Genomic DNA, 22,866 nt, shown 5'->3' on the forward strand with positions numbered 1-22,866 from the left:
GAATGGTCACACGGCTTTCCGGTTGATGTACTGGAAAGCATGGCAACGCATCTGATCCAGGGCCGGGCGGTCGGCATGCCGGTGCGGGTGCGGGACGCGGAGATCTGCGGCGCCTTCTACCCGGTGCGCGCCGACGCCGCCAGGGCGGTCATCGCGTGCACTGGCTGCCGGTCGACCAGCCGCTGGAGGCGTACACGCATCGCCGGGCAGGCGGCGTACGCAGGTGGGCGTAGGCTCCGGATACGGCGATGATGGGAAGACCCGGGCGGCCGGTCACGGCAAGAGTGGGCGCATGTTGAGAACCCATTTCGCCAAGGCGGCGGGGGTCGCCTCGCTGCTCCTGTCCATCGGGGCCTTCCCCGCTGCGGCCTCCACGGCCGACGACGCCGTGGTGCGCACCTCCGACGGTCCTGTACGCGGCAAGGTCACCGCCGACTACCGCCTGTTCCAGGGTATACCGTTCGCCGCCCCGCCGGTGGGGGCCAAGCGATGGCGCGCACCCGCCCCCGTCGAACCGTGGACGAAGGTCAGGAACGCCACGAAACCCGGCCCGTCATGCCCTTGGCGGCTCGCGCCGTCGGAACCACCGTTGGGAGAGGAGGACTGCCTCTATCTCAACGTGGAGACCCCGCGTACGACGTCCTCACGGCTGCCCGTGATGGTGTTCGTGCACGGTGGCGGCTTCACCGGCGGCACCGGAGGACTGTACGACCCGACGCGGATCGTCAAGCGCGGTCAGGTGGTCGTGGTGACCCTGAACTACCGGCTGGGCAGCCTGGGCTTCCTGGCCCATCCCGGGAACCGGGATCGGTACAACGGAAACTTCGGGATCGCCGACCAGCAGGCGGCGCTGCGGTGGGTGCGGAGCAACATCGCCGCGTTCGGCGGCGATCCGGGCAACGTGACCCTGTGGGGAGAGTCGGCGGGTGCCTTCAGCACCTGCGCCCAGTTGGCCGCGCCCGGTGCGAAGGGGCTGTTCCACAAGGCGATCGTGCAGAGCGGGCCGTGCGGCAACGACCTGCTGACGAGGAAGGAAGCCGAGCGCCGGGCCGTGAGAACGGCACGCGAACTCGGCTGCGCCGACCGGAAGACGGCACTCGACTGCCTGCGCCGCAAGCCGCTCAGTGACCTGATCGGCCTGTACGAGGCCCAGGTGCAGTCCATCGAACCCAGAATCGCCTCGATGCCGTGGATGCCCGTCGCCGGCACCAAGGCGCTGCCGGTCCAGCCGCTGAAGGCGCTGCGGACCTCGTCAGTGCCCTTGATCCACGGCGGCACCAGGGACGAGATGCGGGTCTTCGTGGCCCAGCAGCACGCCAAGATCGACAAGGCGGAATACCGGCGGACGGTCAAGAAACTCTTCGGAGCCAAGGCCGGCAAGCGGGTGCTGGCGGAGTATCCGGCCAAGCGCTACCCCAGCCCGGCCCTGGCGCTCGCGACGCTGCTCGGGGACCACGGAGGCAAGGTCGGCGCCTGCTCCCAGCTGCCCGCGAACGAGGCCAATCGCGCGCCCGTGTTCGGTTACGAGTTCGCCGAGCCGGTGGACAAGGTCGAGAACGGCATGCCGATGGGGGTGCCGCACGGCGCGGACGTACGGTACTTCTTCGACAGCTTCCACCCGGGCAACCCGCCCTCCCCGCCGACCGCACTGCACAACAAGCTGGTCGACTACTGGACAAGCTTCGCCAAGACCGGCGCGCCGGGCGCGGACTGGCCCGCTTATGACCGCTCGACCGTGCTGTCCATCAGCGCCAAGGGTGTCACGCCGATCAACCTGTCCACCGAGCATCACTGCGGCTTCTGGAAGCGGCTGCGCCCCGCCTCCTGACCAGTCGTCCCAGCGGCACCAAGGCCCCGCCCGCGTGCGCTCACGCCGGCGGGCCGAGGCCTGACTGGATCGCGAACACGACGAGCTGCGCCCTGTCACGGGCCCTCAGCTTGAGCATCGCCCGGCTGACATGGGTACGCACCGTCTCGGTGCTGAGCACCAGCCGGGCAGCGATCTCGTCGTTGGACATGCCGGTGGCCACCCAGGCCGCCACCTCGCGTTCGCGCTCGGTCAGCTCCTTGACGCCGGGATGCGCGATCATGGCGGGGACGCGCCGGGTGAACTGAGAGATCACGCTCCGGGTGACCGACGGCGACAGCAACGACTCGCCGCCGACCACCACGCGAACCGCGCGCAGCAACTCGTCCGGCTCGGCGTCCTTGAGCACGAACCCGCTGGCCCCTTCACGCAGCGCCTCGAACACGTACTCCTCCAGGCCGAACGTGGTCAGCATGACCACACGTACCGATGACAGCGCCGGATCGCCGCTGATCTCCCGCAGAGCCTCCAGGCCGTTCATCTCGGGCATCCTGATGTCCATCAGCACCACGTCCGGCCTGGTCTCACGGACGACGGCCAGCCCGGACCGGCCGTCCGCGGCCTCACCGACGAGCTCCGTATCGGGCTCGGAACGCAGCAGCGTACGTACGCCGACCCGGATCAGAGCCTGGTCATCGACGATGACGACGCGGATCATGGCACTTCCTCCACAGGGATCCGGGCCGTGACGGAGAATCCACCGCCGGGGAGAGGGCCCGCCTCCAATTCCCCGCCCAACTGCTCGGTCTGCGCTCGCATGCCCCGGATGCCGAGACCGCCGCCGGGGCTCGTGATGCGGGAGGCCCCGTCACCGCCGGTGTCGGTGACCTCGACGAGCAGCTCGTCACCATCGCGGCGGATCAGCACCCGGACGGCGGCCGCGCCCGCGTGCCGTAGCACGTTCGTCAGCGACTCCCGCACGATCCGGAACACGGCGGAGTTCACCGGCGCGGCCAGGCCGAGGTCCGGCTGGACGTCCAGGGTCACATCGATCCCGGCCGCCCTGACCCTGCCCGCGAGCTCACCGAGGCCGTCCAGTCCTGGCACAGGCCGGCGCTGCGCGGGTTCGTCGCCGCGCAGGTGCTCCAGCTCCGCGCGAAGGCTGTCCAGTGCCTCGCGGCTGGTGGCGCGTACCGCCTCCATGGCCTGACGGGCCTCCACCGGTTCACGATCGAGCACGTGCAGCGCCACCCCCGCCTGCATCGCGATGGCGGCCAGCCCGTGACCGATAGTGTCGTGCAGATCCTGCGCCATCCGCAATCGTTCCTCCGATGCCATCCGCCGCGCCTGCTCCGTGCGCACGCCCGCGGCGGCCTCCCGCCGGATCCGTAACGTGGCCCCGATCGTCAACACGACGAGCGTGACCGCTCCCCACACGAGTACGTCCACGGCCATCGCCGACCCGCTGGCCCCCGGCTCCGCGGCGATCTTGGCGAACAGCCCCACGATCAGCACGCCGAAGTCCGCCGCCACGACCAGCCCCGCCTGGACGGTCGGCCATGCCGTGGCCACGCCGTACATCGCGGCGGGCACCGTCAGCAGCACCGGCCCGAACGGATAGCCGGCAGCCAGATAGGTCACGACCGCCGCGCCGTTGAGCAGCAGCACCAGCCCCGGTCTGCGCCGCCAGGCCAGCGCCAGGGCCGCGGCCACCACCAGCGCGTACGCCCCGGCGTCCAGCGGGCGGGCCGCGTCAGGCTGGTACACGGCCGCCGGCCCGGTGCCGACCAGGTTGACGGCGAGAAAGGGCAGGCACGGCCACGCGTCGACCGACCAGCTCCGCGTACGGTCCGTCAAGCTCGTCACGGACCTGACCCTAACCGCTGCCGGTCCTCACGACAGCTACGCGAATCCGCGTATCCGGGAGACCGCGGCCACGGGGACGACGCGGTAGCGGCGGCCCGGTCACAGTGAAGCGTCGGATCAGCGCAGGCAAAGGAAACGATGAAAATGAACAGAACGCTGTCGGGCGTACGTCTGGTCACCGTGGCCGGGCTGATCGCCGGTGCCGTGGGCATGGTCGTCCAGCGCGTGGCGGGAGTGAACATGCCGGTCGTGCCACCGGGCCTCGTCCTGCTGATCGGGTCGGCGCTGTTGATCGCCTTCACCGGCTGGCGCTGGACCCCGGCCCTGGGCGCGTTGATCGGGCTCTCGGAGACCGCCGCCCTCGTCGCCACCGGCCAACTCGCCGTCCTTGCCGACGTGACCTCGATCGGCGTCTTCCTCGGCACCTGGATCAGGACCATCGGCGTGGTGGTCGCTCTGGTCGCCGGGGTACTCGCCACCGTGACCGCCTACCGCACACGAACGGCGTGACTCCTCCGTCCACCGGCCCAGCAGCCGAAGCCCCAGGTGATGGCCAGAGCATCCGGCCTGGCCATCACCTGGGGCTTCCTCTCGCCTCGGGCAGTGGCGCGGGACTCCACCACCGCCGCACACGAGCGGCCAGTGCTCGCGATACAGCTCCTCGATGATGACGCCCCGTGTCGGTGGGAAACTCACATCACACCCAGACGGCACCCGGGCGGGAATGGTCACACGGCTTTCCGGTTGATGTACTGGAAAGCATGGCAACGCATCTGATCCAGGGCCGGGCGGTCGGCATGCCGGTGCGGGTGCGGGACGCGGAGATCTGCGGCGCCTTCTACCCGGTGCGCGCCGACGCCGCCAGGGCGGTCATCGCGTACTCCGGGCTCGACGTCGCCGAGATCCTGCCGGGCAAGGCCGTCTGCGTGCTGCTGTTCGTCGACTACCGAGACGGCGATCTCGACGCCTACCACGAGTTCGGCATGGCGTTCCTGGTGCGCCCGCCGGGCGTGTCGGGGCCCATGAAAGCGGCGGACCTGTCGAGGGCCGGGGTGTTCGTGCACTGGCTGCCGGTCGACCAGCAGTTCACGCTGGAGGCCGGGCGTACGTTGTGGGGGTTTCCGAAGGAGCTGGCCGACATCGAGTTGCGGCTCGGCTCGCCGTACAAACGGTGTGTGCTGCGCAAGGACGGCCGGCTCGTGCTCGACATGCTGGTCAGGCCCGGCGTGCCGGTGCCGGGCGCCACCGTGGTGAAGCCGCTGGAGGCGTACACGCACCGGGAGGGCGTCACGCGGCGCGTGCCCTGGTCGGTGCGGGCGCGCCGGGCCAGGGTCCGCCCCGGCGGGGCGCTGATCCGCCTGGGCAACCATCCCATCGCCAAGGAGCTGAGCGAGCTGGGGCTGCCGAAGCGGGCGTTGTTCAGTGTGAACGTGGCCCGCGCCGAGATGCTTTTCGGCGCGGCCAGGCAGGCGTGAGCTCAGACTATCGGCGGGCGGCCCAGCTTGACCATGCGCCAGGCTGTTCGCCACTGCATGGCACGGCGCTCGCCTGCGGGGGTGCGCAGGCCCTCGAAGAAGCCGGCGAACCAGGCTTTGAGCGCGCCGCCCGAGCCGCGCTCGCGCACGAGGGTGAGCACGACCCAGTTGGTGAGGTAGAGGAACGCCAGCGGCCACGGCAGATTGCGCCGGGCCAGCCACACCCGGTTGCGGGCGTTGAGCCGGTAGAACTCGGTGTGCCGCGTCGGCGGCACCTGCGGGTGGTACATCACCGTCTCGGCGTCGTATTCGATGCGGTAGCCCTCGCCGAGCAGCCGCCAGGCCAGGTCGGTCTCCTCGTGCGCGTAGAAGAAGCGCTCGGGCAGGCCGCCCACCTGGAGGAAGGCGGAGCGCCTGATGGCCGAGGCGCCCCCGAGGAACGTCGTGACGGGTGAGGAGCGCTGCGGGTCGCCCGCGCGCAGGCGAGGGACGTGCCGCCGCTGGCCGATGCCGCCGTCGGGGTCCATCACCCGGAAGGAGATCACCGCGAGGTCGGGCTCGGTGGCGAAACGGTCGCGCACGTGGGCGACCACTTTCTGACTGGCATACCAGCCGTCGTCGTCGAGGAACAGCACGACGTCGCCCGAGCACTCCTCCACGCCGCGGTTTCGGCCTGCGGGGATGCCGGTGTTCTGGTCGAGCCGGATCGATTTCACGATCGCGGACGACCCCTCGGGTGGCGTCGCCGACACTTCGGGCACGTCGGCGCCATTGCCTACGATCACCACCTCGACGTCGCCGTCGACCTGGTTGAGCGCGGACTCGACCGCCCGGTTCAGCTCCGCGACCCGGTTGCCCATGGTGAGGATGACGCACGAGATCTTCAACGAATCATCGTCCTGACGCGTTGAGAGCACGAGCGGAGCATTCTTTCATGATCACCGAGTCTGCTGGTCTGCATCGTTTGGGATATGGGTGGAGCTAAGCGTATCGGAACCGTCAGTGAACCCCCACCGAACGGAGGACGTCCGATCAATACGACGGACGAGGGACTCCATCGGTTCCGACATGAGATCACGCAAGTCGCCTCGATGCCAGGATGCTGACCAGATGCAGCACGACCTGCAGGCAGGCCGCGGCGAAACAGGCGACGAGCAACACCCTGGTGGGGGTGAGATCACCGGTCGCCAGATCGATCACCGCGGTCGCCAGCGCGAGCAGCGACAGCTCCACCGGCTGCACGATGCGGTGGAACTTCGTCGCCGACAACACCCGCCTGCCCAGCCCCAGCAGCCCTGAGCGGAACTGGCCGACGGAGGCCTCGGTCGCCGCCGCCAGGCCGCCCTTGGCCCGCGCCACCTCCACGAGGTCGGTCTCGGCCTTGATGAGGATCGCGCCCAGCGCGGCGGCGACCCCCAGCACGGTGTACCAGTCGGGCAGGACGACCGAGGCCCGCCAGCCCAGCCCCGCGAGCAGCGCCGCCTCGGTGAAGTAGGCGCCGACGCGGTCGAGGTAGACGCCGACCAGCGAGGTCTTGCCCGTCCAGCGGGCCAGCTCGCCGTCCGAGCAGTCGAGCAGGAGGTAGACCTGGATGAGCAGGGCGGCGAACACCGCCGCCCACAGCCCCGGCAGGGCCAGCACGACCCCGGCCACGACGCCGGCCAGCGTCATCACCCAGGTGAGCTGGTTGGGTGTGACCGGCGTCCTGGCCATCAGCCACGTGACGTAGATGGACAGCCTGCGCATGTAGAGGACGCCCGCCCAGTGCTCACCGTTCCTGCGCTGGAGGTGTCCGTCGGGCTGGGCGACCCGCCGCAGCTCAGCGACCGAAGGCCCGGACATAGTCCTCCACCCGATCGTGGATCTCGGAGTCCTGCATGCGCAGGTGCTCCAGGATCGTGTAGCGGCCGGGACGGGTGGCGGGCGCCAGCGCGACAGCCTCGGCGAACTGCTCGCTGGACAGCCCGATGTCGGCGGGGACGACCGGCAGCTCGTGGCGGCGCAGGCATTCGGTCACCTGCGTCACGCGAGCGTCGTCCTGCCTGAGGAAGAAGCAGAAGGCGGCACCGATCCCGGCGAGCTCGCCGTGGTTGGAGGTGCCGGGGAAGAGCTGATCCACGGCATGAAGGATCTCATGGTCTCCACCGCTCGCGGGCCGGGAGGAGCCGGCGATCACCATCGACATGCCCGACAGGATCAGCGACTCGGCCAGCACGGTGAGGAACGCGTCGGACTCGATGGAGTCGGTCCGCCCGACCAGCGCCTCGGCGGCGGTGCGGGCCATGGAGCAGGCCAGCCCGTCGATCGGCTCCCCGCGCTCGACGTTGCCGAGCTGCCAGTCCTCGATCGCCGACAGGTTGCTCACCACATCGCCCACGCCCGCCCTGACGAGCTGCTGCGGCGCGCTGTGCACGAAGTCGAGGTCGACGAGGATCGCGAGCGGCATCGGCACCCCGAAGGTGCCCTTGCCGCCGTCGTAGACCAGAGAGGCGGTGGGCGAGCAGATGCCGTCGTGGGCGAGGTTGGTGGCCACGGCCACCATGGGGATGCCGGCGAGCGACGCGGCGTATTTCGTCGTGTCGATCGTCTTGCCGCCCCCGACGCCCACGACGACCTCGTAGGCGCCCTTGCGCAGGTCGGCGCCGAGCGAGACGGCCGCGTCGACCGTGCCGTCGGCCACCCTGAAGATCTCGGCCTCGCCCAGCGTGGGCGCTATCAGGCTCTCGATGTGGTCGCCCTGGCCGGGGCCGACGGCCACGGCGACCCTGCCGGACGTGGCCACGCGGCTGTCGGCCAGCAGCGCGCCGAGCTCCGCCACCGCGCCCCGCCTGACCTGCATGGTCAGCGGCGTCGGCAACATTCTCGCTAGAAGCGGCATCGCGCCCCCTCAGTAGCGCACGGCTATGGTGCGGGCCTTGGCCAGGTCGTCGTGGTTGTCCACCTCGACCCAGTCGACCTCGCCGATGGGCGCGGCGTGGATCAGCTCACCGCGCTCGACCATTTCCTGGTAACCGTCCTCGTAGTAGAGCTGCGGGTCGCGCTCGAACGTCGCCTTGAGCGCGTCGGCCAGCCGCTCGGCCGCGCCCGGCCGGATGAGGGTGGCGCCGATGTATTCGCCGTAGGCCTCGGCCGGGTCCATCAGCTTGGTGATGCGGCGCAGCGCGCCCTCCGGCGAGAGCGTGACCTTCATCTCCTCGTCGGCGAGCTTCTTCACGTTGTCGACGGCCAGCAGGATGTCGCTCGTCTCGGGGGCCGACAGCAGGGTCTTCTCGACCGAGACCGGGTGCACCGTGTCGCCGTTGACCAGCAGCGCGCCCTGGGCGAAGTAGTCGCGCGCGCACCACAGGGAGTAGGCGTTGTTCCACTCCTCGGCCTTGTCGTTGTGCACGAGGGTGAGCTTGACGCCGTGCCGGTCCTCGAGCTCCTCCTTGCGGTCGTGGACGGCCTGCGCCGCGTAACCGACGACGACCACGACCTCCCGCAGGTCCACCTCGGCCAGGTTGCGCAGCGAGATGTCCATGATCGTGGTTTCGCCGTCGACCGGCACGAGCGCCTTGGGCAGCGTGTCGGTGTACGGCCGCAGGCGTCGTCCGGCCCCGGCGGCCAGAACCATTCCCAGCAACGTGCACTCCTCAGTCGTAACGTGCGGCGGGGCACTGGACGCGACCCGCGCAGGGGGTGGGGCGGTCGTTGGACGCGCCACCGTAGGCCCAAAGGTTAGTTCCCTTTCGGCCTACGGTGGGTAATCTGCCATCAGTCTTGTGTTCCCGTATCCGCCGCTTCCGCACCCGCCTGGGGGGCGGCCAGCCAGCAAGTGAGGCTCTCCCAGCCGAACAACGCCCACAGATAGAGCGCGAACACCACATAGCCGCCGGTCAGCCAGCCCGTGAGGGCGACCAGCGAGACCACCATCATCCGCCCGTCCCAGCCGAGCCCGAACGTCGACAGCCAGGCCGGGGCGTAGACCCGCTGGCGCAGCCGGTGGACCAGGTCGTAGTGGTGGAAGGCCAGCGCGCCGAGCAGCATCATGATGATCACGGGATGCACCCCGTGGGCGAAGCCGCACGCCGCGATGAACGTGTACTCGATGACCCGCAGGATCGGCGGCACGAGCCAGTCGAGCCGGCCGTCGTGCGCGTGACTGCTGCCCGGCCCGGCCAGCAGCAGCGTCACGGCGGGCGCGAACACGGCGAGCCCGTCGGACCCGGCCACCCCGAGCACCAGCAGCACCCCGGTGACGAACGTGCCCGCGATCACCGGCGGCAGCGGCGGCAGTTGCCCGGCCACGAGCATGCCCATGGCGCGCGAGAGCGGCCCGTCGTCGCGGTAGGCCACGACCGTGCTGCTGGGGACGGGCGCCATGTGGACCGTTGTCACCGTGCCGACCTCGCGATCCGTCCGGAGAGCTGGTAGAGGGCCGCCACGCCGCCCCAGCACAGCAGCGACAGGAACGTGACCTTGGCGTTCCAGCAGGCGGCGGTGACGGCGATCAGGGCGGTGCGCTCGCCGATGGGCAGCACGATGATCTTCTTGAGCCAGCGGGCCACGGTGTCGCGTTCCAGCCGCTGGGCGAGGCCGAGCACACCCCTGGCGCGGCGGGCGTCCTCCGACTCCAGCAGGGAGCGGGCGGGCCGGCCCCAGAGGGCGCCGACGCGGGCGGTGTCGGCCACGGCCCCCGCGTACGTGTAGTCGACGGCGTGCCGGACGATCTGCAGGATCATCGCGGCGACCGCGAGATACCAGACGCGGGGCCCGGCGTATCCGGCGGCCAGGCCGACGTAGACGACGTATTCCTTGAGCCGGTCGGCCATGCCGTCGGCCCACGCCCCGAGCGGGGAGAACGTGCGGGTGTAGCGGGCGAGCTGGCCGTCGAGGCAGTCGAGCGCGAACGACAGGTAGAGCAGCACCGCCCCGGCCAGCCGTGTGGCCGGGGTGCCGGCGGAGAACCAGACGGCCGACAGCAGAGCCAGGCCGACGGAGACGCCGGTGACGGTGTTGGGCGTCAGCTTGAGCAGGGCGGCCGGCCTGATCAGGTGGCGGGTCCAGGTGGAGACGAAGTAGGTGGCGAAGAAGCCGTCGTCGTGCTTGACGGCGGTCTCGATCTTGACCTTGGCCTCGTCGACCTCGGCCAGCTTGCCCAGGGCGGCGTCGGCGGAGATCTGGCCGGTCACCCGGTCGGCGTGCAGCGGCCCGAGTGCCGCCGCGCGTACGGCCACGCCCGATCTGACCAGCCCGACGAGCAGCAGGTCGACGGCCTCGACCGGGGTGACGGGGCCGAGACGGCCGGTGTCGGCCAGCTCGGCCAGCTCCTCGGCGATGTCGGCGAGCACGCCGAGGTCGGACTCGGAGGCCTGGAGCACGCCCCTGAACGTGGCGTTCGCCTCGGGAACGAGGTGGAACGAGCTGCCCGCGGCGACGACCTTGGCGCCTTCGACGCGTACGGGCGGCCGCAGCGGAGCCGCTGCCGTGGCGCGGCAGACCAGCGCGCCCGTGTCGTGGGCGGGGTGTTCGAGCAGCAGGGCCAGCGCCTCGGTGTGGACGACGAGGTCGCCGGGCAGCACGGCGACGGCGCCGTTCGTGGTGCGCGCGATCTTGGCCACCCCGCGCAGGTCGGCGCCGAGGCCGCCGCTCGGGGTCACCATGTGCACCTCGCGCACCGGCAGCGTGGCGAGCTGGTCGCCGAGCCGGTCGAGCAGGGTGCCGGCGTCGCATGTGAGCCCGCAGGCCGGGGTCGTGGCGAGGACCACGACGGTGGTGTGCGGGCTGGTGGTGCCACTTCGCGTCATCGAGTCGGGCAAGGCACAGGTCTCCTCCCGGTCGGGTGGGAGCGCGTGGGCACGTGGGTGCGTAGGCACAGCGTAGCGACAGGTCAGCGCGATATCACGGAACAGGACCGTTAGGCTCGCGGTATGACGTCACGGCTGCGGTCGGTTGGGGTGCTCCTCGCGGGCGGCGTGGGGCAGCGGTTCGGGCGCGACACGCCCAAACAGCTCGTCGAGGTGGCCGGACGGACCATCATCGAGCACTCGCTGGAGGTGTTCGAGCGCGCCCCCGAGATCGACGAGATCGTGGTGCTGATGACGCCGGGACACGCCGACCGGGTGCGCGAGATCGTCGCGCGGGGCGGCTACCGCAAGGTGAGCCAGGTGGTCGACGGCGGCGCGAGCCGTACCGAGAGCACGTGGCGGGCCCTGCGGGCGCTCGGCACGCAGGAGTGCAACGTGCTGCTGCACGACGCCGTACGCCCGCTCGTGGAGCCGCGGATCATCACCGACTGCGTCAGGGCGCTGCGCGAGCACCCGGCGGTCAACGTGGCCATCCCGAGCTCCGACACGGTGCTGGTGGCCGAGCCGGCGCCGGGCGGCGAGGTGATCGGCGACGTGCTCGACCGGTCGCGGTTGCGCCGCAGCCAGACTCCCCAGTGTTTCCGGCTCTCGCTGATCCGCGAGGCGTACGAGCGGGCGATGGCCGACCCCGGGTTCGGCGAGCGGCCCGCCACCGACGACTGCGGCGTGGTCCTGCGCTATCTGCCGGGCGTCCCGATCCATCTGGTGCCGGGCAGCGAGCACAACATCAAGGTGACCCATCCGGCCGACCTGCACATCGCCGAGCGGCTCTTCCAGCTCGCCGCGAAGGTGCCGGCGGGCGCTGCCGAAGGGCTGGACGGGCGGAGCGTGGTGGTCATCGGCTCCGCGGAGATCGCGGAGCTGGCCGCCGCCCGGGGCGCGCGGGTGCACGTCTTCTCGGAGGCCGACGGGGTGCGCGTCGACGACGCCGGCGCGGTGGCCAAGGCACTCGACGGCGTGGGAGACGTCGATCACGTGGTGAACGCGGCGGTCGCCGGCCACGCGGGCGGGCTCGCCGAGGCCACGGGCGAGCACGTCGCCGAGTCCGTGGGCGTCAACCATCTGGGCGCGCTCAACGTGGCCCGCGCCGCCCGCCCGCACCTGCGCGGCAGCCTCCTGCTGCACGCCCCGCCCGGTTCCGGGGCGCTGCAGGCGGCCTCGCGGGCCGCGGTGGCCGCGCTCACCCGGGCGCTGGCGCGCGAATGGGCCACTGACGGCATCCGGGTCAACTGCCTCAATATCGGTACGTCTCCGCACCTCGTCGCGCAGACCTCGCTGGACATCCTCATCTCCGACCTATCAGGGCAAGTCATAGAGATGGGCGTGGACGGCGCTTGACCCGAGACTTGTTACCGTGCGATCACATGAGGAGACTCATCGTGATCGCGGCACTGCTCGGCTGCTACCCCGTCCTGCTGGCGTCGGCCCTGTGGCCGGCGCCGGTGCTGTTCGGGGCCGTCGCCGCGGCCTCCTACCTGGTGGAGCACGTCGCTCCGCGGGCCGGCCGGCCGCTGCCCGACCTGCTGTGCAAGGTGCACCTCGGGCTCACGCTGCGCTTCGCGGCCAGGGAGACCATGGCGTTGCTGCTGGTGGCGCGGACGGCCGGGCCCGACTCGCCGTGGTTCCTCGCGACGGCGGCCGGGGTGTTCGCGATCCACGTCGTACGCGCCGGGCACGCGGGCCTGGCCCTGAGGCTCAAGCAGATGCTCAGCCGGATGCCGGTGACGACCCGCAACCTCGACGTCTCCACGCTGCGCATCCCCAAGCTGCCGCCCCGCTTCCTGCGTGACGACCGCAGCGCGCGTGTCCTCTACCTCGACGCGCTGCCGGTGCTCGGCGCGGCGTTCGACGTCAGGGCGGCGGCGCTCGGGGCGGGGCTCGCCGTCGCGCTCGGCGCCGCCGGCACGCTCGCGCTCATCCCGTACGTACGCCGCGCCGCCCCCCTCACCGACCGGGCGAGGGTCATGGAGGTCGTGGCCGAGCAGGTGGAGAAGTACCGTCCCGAGGTCGTCCTGTACTTCTCCGGCGCCCCCGCCGCCGCCTACCAGGCCCGGATGTGGCTGCCCGTGCTCGAACGCATCGACAGGCGGGCCATCGTCGTGCTCCGTGAACGCGGCATGGCCGCCCACCTGGAGCCGACCACCCTGCCGATGGTGTGCTTCCCCTCGTCGGCCGACCTGATGAGCTTCCGCGCCCTGGCCGGCGCCAAACTCTGCCTGTACGTCTCCAACGCCGGCCGCAACGTGCACATGCTGCGCATCCCGACCCTGCGCAGCGTGTTCCTCAACCACGGCGACAGCGACAAGGAGGCCTCGTTCAACCCGTTCTCCCGGGTCTACGACGAGGTCTGGGTGGCCGGGCCGGCCGGCCGCGACCGCTACCGCCGCGCCAGGGTGGGGGTCAGGGACGAGAACATCCACGAGGTGGGCAGGCCGCAGCTCGAAGGCATCTCGACGGAGGGACCCGGGCTGCCGTACCGGACCGTGTTGTACGCCCCCACCTGGGAGGGCTGGAGCGACGACCTGCTGCACACGTCGCTGATCAGCATGGGCCCGCGCATCGTGCGGGCGCTGCTGGACCACCGTCCGCGCCTGCGCGTGATCTACAAGCCGCACCCGCTGACCGGCCACCGCGACAAGAGCGCCGTCCGGGCGCACAGGAAGATCGTCGCCATGATCGAGGAGGCCGAGCTGGCCACGTCGAAGGCGAGGCACCCGTCGGCGGCGGCCGGCGAGGCGCCGACGATCAGGCACCTGGTCGTCACCGGCTCGGAGCCGCATCTCTACGACTGCTTCAACCAGTGCGACCTGCTCATCACGGACATCTCCAGCGTCGTGGCCGACTTCCTGGCCAGCGAGAAGCCGTACGCGGTGACGAACGTGGCAGGCCTGCCCGAGCAGGCCTTCCACGAGCGTTACCCGAGCACCGAGGCGGGCGAGCTGCTCGGCCGGGACCTGGCCGGGCTGGCGGACTTCCTCGGCGGGAAGGACACGCTGGCCCGGGCCAGGGTCAAGCTCAGGGCCTATCTGCTCGGGCCGGAGTATCCGGACGCGCTGACCCGTTTCAACGCGGCCATCGAGCGGGTGCTCGCGGGCTGAGCGGCCTCACTTCGGCGGCCTGGCCAGCTTTCTCGGGCTGGTGAGGAAGCCCCAGCCCCAGGCGCAGTGCATGGTGGCGTACACGATCGGCAGGCGCAGTTTCGCCGCGGCCGGCAGCCCGCTGCCCGTCAGCGCCGAGCCGGCCACGATGGCCAGCGCGTAGCCGCCGGGGACGATCAGCGTGAGCGGGAGGAACGGCGAGGCGACCAGCGCGAGAAGCATGGCCAGCACCGCGGCGGGCGGCGCCAGATAGCGCAGGTTGATCGTGCCCTCGTGGGTGCGCGCGACCACGCGCCGCCAGCGGCCGTAGTGGAAATACTGCCGGGCCAGCGCCTTGACGTTGGGCCGGGGCCGGTAGGAGACCCGCATGCGGGGCTGGAACCACACCAGGCCGCCGCTCTGGCGGATGCGGTGGTTCATCTCCCAGTCCTGGGCGCGCTGGAAGTGCTCGTCGTAGCCGCCGACCCGGTCGAGCGCCGAGCGCCGGAACACGCCGAGGTAGACGGTGTCGGCGGGGCCCGCCGTGCCGCCCACGTGGAAGGCGGCGGCGCCCACACCGATCTTGGAGGTCATGGCGCAGGCCACGGCCTGCTCGAACGGCGTGACGCCCTCGGCGGCCATCACGCCGCCGACGTTGTCGGCGCCGGTCTCCACCAGCGTCTCGACCGCCACGCGCAGGTAGTCGGAGGGCAGCATGGCGTGCCCGTCGACCCTGGCGATGATGCCGTTGCGCGATGCGGCGATGGCGGCGTTGAGCGCGTTGGGGGTGCGGCCCGTGGGGTTGGGCACGACGGTCACCCGCGGGTCGGCGGCCGCGATGGCGTCGGCGACCTCCTGGGTGCGGTCTTGTGAGGGACCCACGGCGAGGACGACCTCGATCTCACCGGGGTAACTCTGGGCGAGGACCTGGTCGACGGCCTCGCGGAGATGCCGTTCCTCGTTGAGGACCGGCATGACGACGGAGATGGGGGGCCAGGCACGCGTCTCCGCGGGGGCGTGCGGCGAGTCGGGGAACTGCTTCATGGCGGGGCTCACGCTACTGTACGGGCAGGGGAGGAGGGCAATCGACAGCCCGATCCTCCGGCGCGAGCAGAGGGGGACGTGCATGCGCGAGCCGGGCGAGGAGGACGCCGGTGTGCTCGTGGGCGGAGACGCCTATGGCGGCGTCAAGCTCCCGCCCTCGCGCACCCGCAGGCCGCTCAGGAGCGCCAGGGCCCGCCGCCGCAACCTGCTGATCGCGGGTTTCCTGTCCACGTGCGTCCTCGTCACGACCGGCGTGGTGTGGGCGACCCCGCGCCAGATCGGCACGGTCGACGCGGGCGTGACCGCAGCCTCCTCCCGCGGCGCCGAGAACATCCTGCTGGTGGGCGTCGACAAGCGCGACGACCTGACCCGCCAGCAGCAGAACCGGCTCAAACTGGGCCGCGAGTCCGGGCAGCGCACCGACACCATGATGGTCATCCACCTGTCGGAGGACCACCGCAAGGTCACAGTGGTGAGCCTGCCGCGCGACACGTGGGTGACGGTGCCCGGCAAGGGACCACACAAGATCAACTCGGCCTACCAGTTCGGCGGGCCCAGGCTGGCCAGGCAGACCGTCGAGGCCGCCACCGGGCTGCAGATCAACCGCTACATCGAGGTCAACATCCTCGGCTTCATCGACGTGGTCGACTCACTCGGCGGAGTGACCGTCTGCACGCCGGTGCCGATCAAGGACCAGCGGATCGCGCTCGACCTGCCGGCGGGCACCCACAAGCTCGACGGCGTGCAGGCGCTCGGCTACGCCCGCACCCGCGCGACCGCCCGTTCCGACCTCGACCGCATCGACCGGCAGCAGCAGGTCATCTCCGCGCTGCTCGACCGGGCGTCGAGCGCGGGCACGCTGGCCAACCCCGGCACGCTGGCCTCGTTCGTCAACTCGACGCTGAGCACGGTCAAGGTCGATCCCGACGACGGGCTGATCGGCCTGGCCACCCAGCTCAGGGACGTCTCGCTGCAGAACGTGAAGTTCGCCGAGGTGCCGCTGGCCGACGTCGACTTCAAGACGCCCACCGGGGAGTCGGCGGTGTTGTGGGACGAACGGGCGGCCCGCGACCTGTTCGCCAGGATCGACGACGACCGCGACCCGGCCCGGCCGACCCCGCCGGCCTCCGCCACGCCGTCGGCCGAGCCGTCCGCCATCCCGCCGGGAGACATCTCCATCAAGATCAAGAACGGCACGCTGATCAACGGTCTCGGCGCCCGCACGAAGGAGGCCCTGGTCGCGTACGGGTTCAAGGTGCCCGATCAGCCGGGCAACACCAACAAGCACGACTACGACAAGACGATCGTGCGCCACGGCAAGGGCCAGGAGGCCGCCGCGCGGGTGGTGGCCGAGGCCATCCCTGGGTCGGAGGTGCGCGAGGTGGACATCGACGGCATCGAGCTGATTCTCGGCAGCGACCAGCCGAAGGTCCGGCAGAAGGGTACTAAATCCATGCCGACCGCGAAGCCGAGCGTTACACCCTCCACCAAAACGGCAATGCAGAACATATGTAAGAAATAGGCATATCTTTCTGCCGGTCGGGACGGGTGAGGCCCATGGTGGTCAGACAGTGGCGGGAGGACCGCTGCACGGTGGTCCACGTCGTGGGCGACCTTGACGTGGCGGGGGCCCCGAGGCTGCAGGCCGAGCTGGAGCAGGCGATGGCCGCCGCCGACCCGCTCCGCCTGGTCATCGACCTGACCGAGGTCCCGTTCTGCGACTCCGTCGGCCTGGGCGTGCTGGTCTCCACGTTCAACCAGGTGCATCAGCGGCACGGCCGCCTGATCCTCGTGGTCGGCCCTGGCATGATCCGCCACCTGCTGACCATCACCAACCTCGACCACCACTTCGAGACCACGGAGTCGCTCGGCGAGGCACGCACGGCCCTGGACGACGCCGCCTGACCAGCGAGCGGGCTTGATCGGCGCGGGGTGTGCGAGAGGATGTCATCGTGGGCACACCCTGCGGGAGCCCCTTTCGCGCGCATGGAGGCTTTCACGTTGTTCGACCAGTTCCCCGAGCCTGCCCGTTCCCACCTCGTGTCCGCTTTCGACGAGGGCAGGACCCGCCCCGAGTGGTGCTTCACGCAAGGGCGGACCCGCCTGGCCTACTGGGCGCCCTTTCCCGACTCCCCTCCGGTGATCACCTGGCATTTCGACCCCGGCCCCGACCCCGTCGCCGCCGCCGGTCTGCTGCGCCGCAGCCTGGACGAGATGGGGGTGAGCAAGATGATCCACGACATCCCCCTCAAACCCGGGCTCTCCCCCGTCGTCGACCGCGCCGTCGAGCACGAGGCCCTGACCCTGGCCGGCTTCACCATGGAGGTCGAGCGGCTCATGCTCGAATGGGCGGCGGGCACCGACCTGCCCGACGACCCCGGCCGGCTGTCCTACCGCCCCGCGCGCCGCATGGACCCGTCATACGTGCTCGACATCCTCGTCCGCGTCTCCGAAGGCTCGCTCGACCACGACACCCAGGTCGAGGTGGCCACCGTCGGGGCCGAGCACGAGGCCCGGTGGATGTACGACGACCTGCTCGCCCGCAAGGCCAAGCCCGACTGGTTCGTCATCGGCTACCTCGGCGACACCCCCGTCGGGCTGGTCGCTCCCGACGACCACTCCATCGCCTACATCGGCGTGCTGCCCGAGCACCGCGGCCACGGCTACGTCAACGACCTGCTGGCCAGGGGCACCCGCACGCTCGCCGAGGCCGGCGTGCCACGCATCGTCGCGGCCACCGACGCCGCCAACCATCCGACGGCCGCCGCGTTCCTGCGCGCCGGCTACTCGGAGGTCGGCCGGCTCTACCGCTACTACTGGAGGGCATCGTGAGGCTTGGCGTCATGTTCGACCGGGACCTGCCACCCGAGCAGCTGATCCCGTTCGCCCGCGAGATCGACGGCACCGTCGTCGACGACCTGTGGGTGGTGGAGGACCTCGGCTGGACGGGCGGCATCTCGGCGGCGGCCACCGCGCTCGCCGTCACGTCCCGGCTGCGCGTCGGCATCGGCATCACCCCCGCTCCCCTGCGCAACCCGATGGTGCTGGCGATGGAGCTGGGCAACCTGGCCCGCCTGCACCCCGGCCGGCTGGCGGCCGGCATCGGGCACGGCGTACCGGAGTGGATGCGTCAGGTCGGCGCGGCCGTTCCCTCGCCGCTGTCGCTCCTGGAGGAGACGATCACGTCCGTACGCGCGCTGCTGCGCGGCGAGACGGTCACCCTGGACGGCCGCTCCGTACGTCTCGACGGCGTGTCGCTGGTGCACCCGCCCGCCGAGCCGCCGCCCGTGCTCGCCGGGGTGAAGGGCCCGCGCTCGCTGGCGCTGTCGGGGCGGATCGCGCAGGGCACGATCCTGCCCGAGGGGGTCGGGCCGGAGCAGGTGCCCGGCATCCGGGCGCGGATCGACGGCGGCGCCGGCCACGAGCTGGTGATCTTCACCTACCTGCACATCGGGGACGACGCGGCCGAGACGATCGAGGAGGCCGTGGCCGGGCAGGCGGAGTTCCTGGGCGTGCCGCCCGAAACCGTGGTGATGGCGACCGGGACACCCGAGCAGGCGGCGGCGCAGATCAAGAGCCTGTGGGCGGCCGGGGCCGACACGGTGGCGGTGCGCCCGCTGGGTTCCGGCCCGCTGCGCCACGTCCACGCGCTGCTGTCGGCCCTGTGACGCGAATGGCCGAATGGCCGATGGGCGGCTGACGACGTTCGGCCCTCCGGCCGATGGCGGGCGGGCGGCGTCCGGCCACCATCGTCCTCATGAGGCAGATCACAGTGGCAGCGGCCGTTGCGGCCATGGCCGTGACGGGCTGCGGGGTGACCCTGGACGCCGACGAGGTGCGCTCCGCGAGGTCGTTCGCCCTCACGGGGACCGCGTTGACGATCCGGTCGTCCGTGGGCGGCGTGCGCGTGCTGCAGGGCGCCGGAGGGCGGGTCGAGGTGGAGCGGTGGGTACGCGGCAAGGCCGCCGGCGAGGGCAACGCCACCTGGTCACTGCGCGACGGCACGCTCCGCCTCGGCGCGAACTGCACCATGGTGGTCGGCGACTGCGGCGCCCGCTACCACGTCCGGGTTCCGCCCGGCGTGCGGCTGACGGTCGAAGCGGCCGACGGGGTCATCCTGAAGGGCCTCACCCAGGACGTCGACGTGGTGAGCCGCGACGACGTCCGGGTGACGGGCGCCTCGGGACGGCTGCGACTGCGCACCGAGGGCTCGATCAGGGCCGAGGGCCTCACGTCGGCCGCGGTCAGGTGCCGGACGCTCGACGGGTCGATCGACGTGACGTTCGACCGCCCGCCCACCGACCTCGACCTGATCTCCCACGACGGCAGGGTGACCGCGAAGGTGCCGCCCGGCCCGTACGCGGTGACCGCCACGAGCAAGGACGGCCGCGCGCGCACCACGGTCGAGCGGAACGCGAAGAGCTCCCGCACGATCGTCGCCCGCAGCGGGACGGGGGACGTCCGTGTCCTGGCCGGGTGAGGGCCGTCCTACTCCCAGATGGCGGCGTACTTGCCGTTCTCGGCGTTCACCTGCACGGGGTGCAGGCCGCGGCTCTTGGCGGTGTTGAAGCGCTGCTGGTAGCCGGACGCGGACATGTCGACGTAGTGGGCCCAGCGCTTGCGCCCGTCCTTGCGCCACACGGCCGTGTACGTGCCGTCGGGCGCCACCGCCACCTTGACCGGCCGGTAGCCCTTCGCCTTCTTCTCCTCGGCCGCCGCCTGGTGCCGCTGGGGCGACAGGCCGTACGTGTAGTACCAGCCGCCGCCGGAGTTGGTGGTCCAGACGCCCACGTAGCGGACGTCGCCGGGGGTGCCGTAGGCGTCGACGGAGGAGAGCGCGAGCCCCTGGGCGGAGGCCTTCTTGTTGTAGGCGGCGAACTGTGCGGGCGTGAGGCCGTGCTTGGTGTAGAACGTGCCGCGGCGCTTCTCCCAGATGGCCGTGAACACGGCGGAGGAGCCCGAGCCCGTGGCGGAGACGGAGATCGGCTGCGCGCCCTGCTTCATGGCGCCGTCGAACTTGGCCTGGAAGTCGGCGGGGGACATGCCCTGCCAGATGCCCCACGCCGGACCCGAGCCCTTGACCCACACGGCCGCGTAGCGCTCGCCGTCGGAGACGTTCACCGTGATCGGACGGTATCCGCGGCTCTTCAGGGTCTTCACATGAGCCACGCTTTTGGCGGCGCTCGCATTGTGGTAGGCGTACCACGCCGGCCCGGCCTGGGCGGTGGCCGCGGGAGCCACCGCCACGGCCGGGGCGGCGAGTCCGGCTACCACGGACGCCACGACAGCGATCTTCCTCTTGGTCCGCATGACCCCTCCGTTTAACAATCTTTTACTCGCTGTTTAGGACGAGGTAAGACCTTAACAGGGGATACGGGCAGTCCGCTGGCGTGTGCCGGAGGTCGGGGCAAGCGGGGACGCCCGGTCAAACGCCGGTTCATCCTCGGTCAAAAGGGGCTCAGCCGTCCTTCGTGAAGGGCGTCGGCACCTGTCCCGTCCAGCGGTAGAGCTCGGCGTGCCCGGTGTGCTTGGTCTCGCCGTCCTCCGAGACCTCTCCGGCCCTGGAGGCGTAGTAGCGGCCCCCGCCGAGCGAGATCAGGCCGTACTCGCCGGTGAACTCCCACCCGCGCACGCCCGACTCCTCGTGCTCGAGGCCGCCGGGCGCCAGGGAGAGCAGGTCGCCCTGCTCGGGCTCCGGCTGGCCGACGATCTCGCCCTTCCTGGGCCGCTCGTCGCCCTTGACCATGAAGAACGAGTAGTTGGGGAACTGCGGCTTCTTGCCCTTGTACACGGCCATCATCCAGTTGCCGGTGTGGTCGTCGTACTCCAGGTTCTGCACGCCGTAGGTGGTGTTGCCGGTGTGGACGAAGTACTTCCCGTCCACCTTCCCGGGGCCGCTGGTGTGCGGGTCGCTCTCGGTGAGCGGCTTCTCGTACTTCTTCCACCGGCTGGTGTCGTACTGGAGGAGGACCTGGTGGTCGTTGTCCGCACGGCCGACGTGGGAGTAGACGCCGTACGCGACGGTCAGCAGTTCCTTGCCGTGTTTCCTGCCGAACTCCGGCCCGAACGACACGCCGTCGATGCCGCTGCACCCGTACCTGTGGTCGGGGGTCTCGGCGATGTTGCCGTCGAACGTGCCGTCACCGTTCATGTCGGCGACGTAATCGTCCACGATCTCCTTGAGGTAGACGGTCCTGACCACGTCGGTGGTCTGCGCGTCCATGTTCATGCGGGTGATGCGGTCGGCGTCGAAGATCGCGATGTAGAACGACTCCTGCTCCTTGTACTCCAGGGAGCCGTACACCCGCCCGTCCCTGGCGTTGAGGTCGAGGTCGCCGAGGTGGCCCGTGAAGCCGGTGACCGAGCCGACCGGGTTGCCCTCGAGGTCGGTCTTGACCAGCAGGTTGGTGAAGGAGAAGTACATGTACCCCTTGCGCTGGTCGATGGCGATGCCCTGGACGTGACCCGCGGTCCAGGCGCCACCGTAGATCTCCTTCGGGAGGTCGCGGGGACGGTCGGCGGCGGTGGCCGGGACCGAGGAGGCGAGCAGGCCGAGGGCGGCGGTGGCGGCGAGGGTGGATGTCAGGACCTTGCGCATGTTGCAGTACCCGTTTCCGGTTAAGGATCAGACCGAAACCCGACGGTATACCGGCAGGGTGCCAACGTCTGACATTTACCCGAACGAGCCACTAAGGGCCACTGAACTGTAGTTTAGGACGTTTCATCCTGACGGGACGGCTCCCTCGTCACGTCGCGGGCGGGAGGTCCTGAGGGGTAGACGCGACCAGTTCCACCTCGAACCCGTCGCGGTCCTCCAGGTAGGCGGCGTAGTGCTCGTCCCCGCCGGCATGCGGGTGCCGGTCGGGGAACAGCAGGGTCCAGCCGTACGCCGCCGCCTCCCCCACCAGCTCGTCGAGCCGGGCCCGGCCGTCCACGTGGAAGGCCAGGTGGTTCAGTCCGGGCCGGCAGCGGTCGTGCCGGTCGGCGGTGAGCGCCGGCGACTGCTCCAGCACCACGTACGTACGCCCCGACCGCCAGCTACGGCCGTCGCTCCACTCCTGGTAGGGGGTGTAGCCGAGGGCCGCCAGCAGCCACTGCCAGCTCTCGGTGGCGCGGGGCAGGTCAGGCACCCACAGCTCGACGTGGTGCAGCATCCGTGTAGTGAATCAGAGCTTCTCGATGAAGTACATGTTCCAGCCCGGCTGCAGGGCCTTGGCCAAGGTGGAGGCCTTGACGGTGTGCGAGCCGCCGGTCGATCTGCCCGGGTCGTAGACGGTGATGGTGCCGGCCAGCTTGTCATAGCCGTACGCGATGATCGCGTGCGGGACCTTGGTGCGGTCGACCTTGCCCTTGTTCCAGGGCAGCTGCTCCATCCAGACCCCGAGCAGCGGCGCCTTGTGGTAGTCGCCCACGTTGGTGGAGATCCGGTCCATGAGCACCAGCGCGTTGCCGTCCCCGCTCTTCGGGACCGTGAACCGGAATCCCTTCGACTTGACGTACGCGTTGAGCACCGGCGCGACGGCGTTGCCCTTGGTGCCGCCGGGAGCGGCGGTCTTCATCTTCTTCGCCAGGGTCGCCTGGCTGACCTTGACGCCGAAGGTCGACAGGCTCATCGACGACGAAGCGGGCACGCAGTAGTGGCCGTTCTGCTGCCGCTGCCCGGTGAGGCTGAGTTTGTACTTCAGCGGGCTGAGCAGGCCCTTCGTCCCGGCGGTCGGGGACGAGGTGGGCGTGGCCTGTCTCTTATACAC

The 22,866-nt window shown here is 70.7% G+C and carries 24 protein-coding genes; 11 read left to right on the forward strand and 13 right to left on the reverse strand.

All coding sequences use genetic code 11. The features are described from left to right. The first annotated feature begins 39 nt into the window (after positions 1-39). Positions 40-252, forward strand: coding sequence for a hypothetical protein (locus E1295_RS51400; RefSeq protein WP_246080825.1), 213 nt, complete (start codon positions 40-42; stop codon positions 250-252). Positions 253-292: 40 nt separating this feature from the next. Further along, positions 293-1,828 (forward strand): carboxylesterase/lipase family protein, encoded by a 1,536-nt coding sequence (locus E1295_RS37455; RefSeq protein WP_132638220.1) that lies wholly within the window; start codon positions 293-295, stop codon positions 1,826-1,828. 40 nt (positions 1,829-1,868) lie between these two features. On the opposite strand, the gene E1295_RS37460 is transcribed toward E1295_RS37455, so the two are convergent. Both E1295_RS37460 and E1295_RS37465 read right to left on the reverse strand, forming a co-directional pair. Next, on the reverse strand, positions 1,869-2,525 hold the full coding sequence (locus E1295_RS37460) for a response regulator (protein ID WP_132638222.1): 657 nt from the start codon (positions 2,523-2,525) through the stop codon (positions 1,869-1,871). Then, positions 2,522-3,673 carry a sensor histidine kinase gene (locus E1295_RS37465; RefSeq protein WP_132638224.1) on the reverse strand — a complete coding sequence of 384 codons (1,152 nt, stop codon included), beginning with the start codon at positions 3,671-3,673 and terminating at the stop codon, positions 2,522-2,524. Before E1295_RS37465 ends, E1295_RS37460 begins: the two co-directional genes overlap by 4 nt. A 144-nt stretch (positions 3,674-3,817) precedes the next feature. Here E1295_RS37465 and E1295_RS37470 point away from each other — a divergent pair, with 144 nt between their 5' ends. Together E1295_RS37470 and E1295_RS37475 are read left to right on the forward strand one after the other, a co-directional pair. Next, on the forward strand, positions 3,818-4,183 hold the full coding sequence (locus E1295_RS37470) for a hypothetical protein (protein WP_132638226.1): 366 nt from the start codon (positions 3,818-3,820) through the stop codon (positions 4,181-4,183). 251 nt (positions 4,184-4,434) lie between these two features. Beyond that, complete coding sequence (locus E1295_RS37475; protein ID WP_132638228.1) at positions 4,435-5,148, forward strand: acetoacetate decarboxylase family protein; 714 nt, start codon at positions 4,435-4,437, stop codon at positions 5,146-5,148. 2 nt (positions 5,149-5,150) lie between these two features. On the opposite strand, the gene E1295_RS37480 is transcribed toward E1295_RS37475, so the two are convergent. The 6 genes from E1295_RS37480 to E1295_RS52040 all read right to left on the reverse strand — a co-directional run bounded on the left by E1295_RS37480 (position 5,151) and on the right by E1295_RS52040 (position 10,946). Further along, positions 5,151-6,035 (reverse strand): glycosyltransferase family 2 protein, encoded by an 885-nt coding sequence (locus E1295_RS37480; RefSeq protein WP_132638230.1) that lies wholly within the window; start codon positions 6,033-6,035, stop codon positions 5,151-5,153. Between the two features lie 187 nt (positions 6,036-6,222). Beyond that, positions 6,223-6,990 carry a CDP-alcohol phosphatidyltransferase family protein gene (locus E1295_RS37485; RefSeq protein WP_132638232.1) on the reverse strand — a complete coding sequence of 256 codons (768 nt, stop codon included), beginning with the start codon at positions 6,988-6,990 and terminating at the stop codon, positions 6,223-6,225. Continuing rightward, positions 6,968-8,008, reverse strand: a complete 1,041-nt coding sequence (locus tag E1295_RS37490; RefSeq protein ID WP_166427604.1) for an iron-containing alcohol dehydrogenase family protein — start codon at positions 8,006-8,008, stop codon at positions 6,968-6,970. The genes E1295_RS37485 and E1295_RS37490 overlap by 23 nt, the downstream gene beginning before the upstream one ends. A gap of 27 nt (positions 8,009-8,035) precedes the next feature. Continuing rightward, a complete protein-coding gene (locus E1295_RS37495; RefSeq protein ID WP_132638236.1) occupies positions 8,036-8,770 on the reverse strand; it encodes a phosphocholine cytidylyltransferase family protein in 735 nt (244 codons plus the stop codon). Positions 8,771-8,901: 131 nt separating this feature from the next. Beyond that, entirely contained in the window at positions 8,902-9,525 is a 624-nt protein-coding gene (locus tag E1295_RS52035; protein WP_132638238.1) for a DUF5941 domain-containing protein, read from the reverse strand. Next, positions 9,522-10,946: a CDP-alcohol phosphatidyltransferase family protein gene (locus tag E1295_RS52040; RefSeq protein ID WP_281284794.1), complete on the reverse strand. Its 1,425-nt coding sequence runs from the start codon at positions 10,944-10,946 to the stop codon at positions 9,522-9,524. The genes E1295_RS52035 and E1295_RS52040 overlap by 4 nt, the downstream gene beginning before the upstream one ends. Before the next feature lie 111 nt (positions 10,947-11,057). Here E1295_RS52040 and ispD point away from each other — a divergent pair, with 111 nt between their 5' ends. Both ispD and E1295_RS37515 read left to right on the forward strand, forming a co-directional pair. Beyond that, positions 11,058-12,332, forward strand: coding sequence for a 2-C-methyl-D-erythritol 4-phosphate cytidylyltransferase (gene ispD / locus E1295_RS37510; RefSeq protein ID WP_132638240.1), 1,275 nt, complete (start codon positions 11,058-11,060; stop codon positions 12,330-12,332). Positions 12,333-12,358: 26 nt separating this feature from the next. Continuing rightward, entirely contained in the window at positions 12,359-14,092 is a 1,734-nt protein-coding gene (locus tag E1295_RS37515; RefSeq protein WP_246080826.1) for a CDP-glycerol glycerophosphotransferase family protein, read from the forward strand. A 6-nt stretch (positions 14,093-14,098) separates the two neighbouring features. Here the strand turns inward: E1295_RS37515 and E1295_RS37520 are convergent, their stop codons facing one another. After that, positions 14,099-15,115, reverse strand: coding sequence for a glycosyltransferase family 2 protein (locus E1295_RS37520; protein WP_132638262.1), 1,017 nt, complete (start codon positions 15,113-15,115; stop codon positions 14,099-14,101). 82 nt (positions 15,116-15,197) lie between these two features. Between E1295_RS37520 and E1295_RS37525 the strand changes: the two genes are divergently transcribed. The 5 genes from E1295_RS37525 (at position 15,198) to E1295_RS37545 (ending at position 19,595) form a co-directional block, all read left to right on the forward strand. After that, positions 15,198-16,637 carry an LCP family protein gene (locus E1295_RS37525; RefSeq protein WP_132638242.1) on the forward strand — a complete coding sequence of 480 codons (1,440 nt, stop codon included), beginning with the start codon at positions 15,198-15,200 and terminating at the stop codon, positions 16,635-16,637. Positions 16,638-16,672: 35 nt separating this feature from the next. Then, a complete protein-coding gene (locus E1295_RS37530) occupies positions 16,673-17,020 on the forward strand; it encodes an STAS domain-containing protein (RefSeq protein ID WP_132638244.1) in 348 nt (115 codons plus the stop codon). 81 nt (positions 17,021-17,101) lie between these two features. Continuing rightward, a complete protein-coding gene (locus E1295_RS37535; protein WP_166427603.1) occupies positions 17,102-17,947 on the forward strand; it encodes a GNAT family N-acetyltransferase in 846 nt (281 codons plus the stop codon). After that, the gene (locus E1295_RS37540; protein WP_246080829.1) at positions 17,944-18,783 is read left to right on the forward strand and encodes an LLM class flavin-dependent oxidoreductase; all 840 of its coding nucleotides are present in this window, start codon (positions 17,944-17,946) and stop codon (positions 18,781-18,783) included. Before E1295_RS37535 ends, E1295_RS37540 begins: the two co-directional genes overlap by 4 nt. A gap of 89 nt (positions 18,784-18,872) precedes the next feature. Then, the gene (locus tag E1295_RS37545) at positions 18,873-19,595 is read left to right on the forward strand and encodes a DUF4097 family beta strand repeat-containing protein (RefSeq protein WP_132638248.1); all 723 of its coding nucleotides are present in this window, start codon (positions 18,873-18,875) and stop codon (positions 19,593-19,595) included. A gap of 8 nt (positions 19,596-19,603) precedes the next feature. On the opposite strand, the gene E1295_RS37550 is transcribed toward E1295_RS37545, so the two are convergent. From E1295_RS37550 to E1295_RS37565, 4 genes are all read right to left on the reverse strand, one after another. Next, positions 19,604-20,425 carry a hypothetical protein gene (locus E1295_RS37550; RefSeq protein WP_132638250.1) on the reverse strand — a complete coding sequence of 274 codons (822 nt, stop codon included), beginning with the start codon at positions 20,423-20,425 and terminating at the stop codon, positions 19,604-19,606. Between the two features lie 148 nt (positions 20,426-20,573). After that, on the reverse strand, positions 20,574-21,713 hold the full coding sequence (locus E1295_RS37555; RefSeq protein ID WP_132638252.1) for a hypothetical protein: 1,140 nt from the start codon (positions 21,711-21,713) through the stop codon (positions 20,574-20,576). A gap of 148 nt (positions 21,714-21,861) precedes the next feature. Beyond that, on the reverse strand, positions 21,862-22,269 hold the full coding sequence (locus tag E1295_RS37560) for a VOC family protein (RefSeq protein WP_132638254.1): 408 nt from the start codon (positions 22,267-22,269) through the stop codon (positions 21,862-21,864). 12 nt (positions 22,270-22,281) lie between these two features. Beyond that, positions 22,282-22,866, reverse strand: a 585-nt coding sequence (locus E1295_RS37565; RefSeq protein ID WP_181958106.1) for a C39 family peptidase, incomplete at its 5' end; no start/stop codon positions are given.

Origin of the sequence: Nonomuraea mesophila (assembly GCF_004352805.1) — a bacterium.
GTDB lineage: Bacteria > Actinomycetota > Actinomycetes > Streptosporangiales > Streptosporangiaceae > Nonomuraea > Nonomuraea longispora.

Bases quoted from the DNA above. Each gene is read 5' to 3' on its own strand.
- E1295_RS37525 (WP_132638242.1), top strand. From the start codon at position 15,198: ATGCGCGAGCCGGGCGAGGAGGACGCCGGTGTGCTCGTGGGCGGAGAC.
- E1295_RS37455 (WP_132638220.1), top strand. From the start codon at position 293: ATGTTGAGAACCCATTTCGCCAAGGCGGCGGGGGTCGCCTCGCTGCTC.
- E1295_RS51400 (WP_246080825.1), top strand. From the start codon at position 40: ATGGCAACGCATCTGATCCAGGGCCGGGCGGTCGGCATGCCGGTGCGG.
- E1295_RS37535 (WP_166427603.1), top strand. From the start codon at position 17,102: ATGGAGGCTTTCACGTTGTTCGACCAGTTCCCCGAGCCTGCCCGTTCC.
- E1295_RS37485 (WP_132638232.1), bottom strand. From the start codon at position 6,990: ATGTCCGGGCCTTCGGTCGCTGAGCTGCGGCGGGTCGCCCAGCCCGAC.
- E1295_RS37520 (WP_132638262.1), bottom strand. From the start codon at position 15,115: ATGAAGCAGTTCCCCGACTCGCCGCACGCCCCCGCGGAGACGCGTGCC.
- E1295_RS37470 (WP_132638226.1), top strand. From the start codon at position 3,818: ATGAACAGAACGCTGTCGGGCGTACGTCTGGTCACCGTGGCCGGGCTG.
- E1295_RS37560 (WP_132638254.1), bottom strand. From the start codon at position 22,269: ATGCTGCACCACGTCGAGCTGTGGGTGCCTGACCTGCCCCGCGCCACC.
- ispD (WP_132638240.1), top strand. From the start codon at position 11,058: ATGACGTCACGGCTGCGGTCGGTTGGGGTGCTCCTCGCGGGCGGCGTG.
- E1295_RS37475 (WP_132638228.1), top strand. From the start codon at position 4,435: ATGGCAACGCATCTGATCCAGGGCCGGGCGGTCGGCATGCCGGTGCGG.
- E1295_RS37530 (WP_132638244.1), top strand. From the start codon at position 16,673: ATGGTGGTCAGACAGTGGCGGGAGGACCGCTGCACGGTGGTCCACGTC.
- E1295_RS37545 (WP_132638248.1), top strand. From the start codon at position 18,873: ATGAGGCAGATCACAGTGGCAGCGGCCGTTGCGGCCATGGCCGTGACG.
- E1295_RS37550 (WP_132638250.1), bottom strand. From the start codon at position 20,425: ATGCGGACCAAGAGGAAGATCGCTGTCGTGGCGTCCGTGGTAGCCGGA.
- E1295_RS37555 (WP_132638252.1), bottom strand. From the start codon at position 21,713: ATGCGCAAGGTCCTGACATCCACCCTCGCCGCCACCGCCGCCCTCGGC.
- E1295_RS37460 (WP_132638222.1), bottom strand. From the start codon at position 2,525: ATGATCCGCGTCGTCATCGTCGATGACCAGGCTCTGATCCGGGTCGGC.
- E1295_RS37490 (WP_166427604.1), bottom strand. From the start codon at position 8,008: ATGTTGCCGACGCCGCTGACCATGCAGGTCAGGCGGGGCGCGGTGGCG.
- E1295_RS37515 (WP_246080826.1), top strand. From the start codon at position 12,359: ATGAGGAGACTCATCGTGATCGCGGCACTGCTCGGCTGCTACCCCGTC.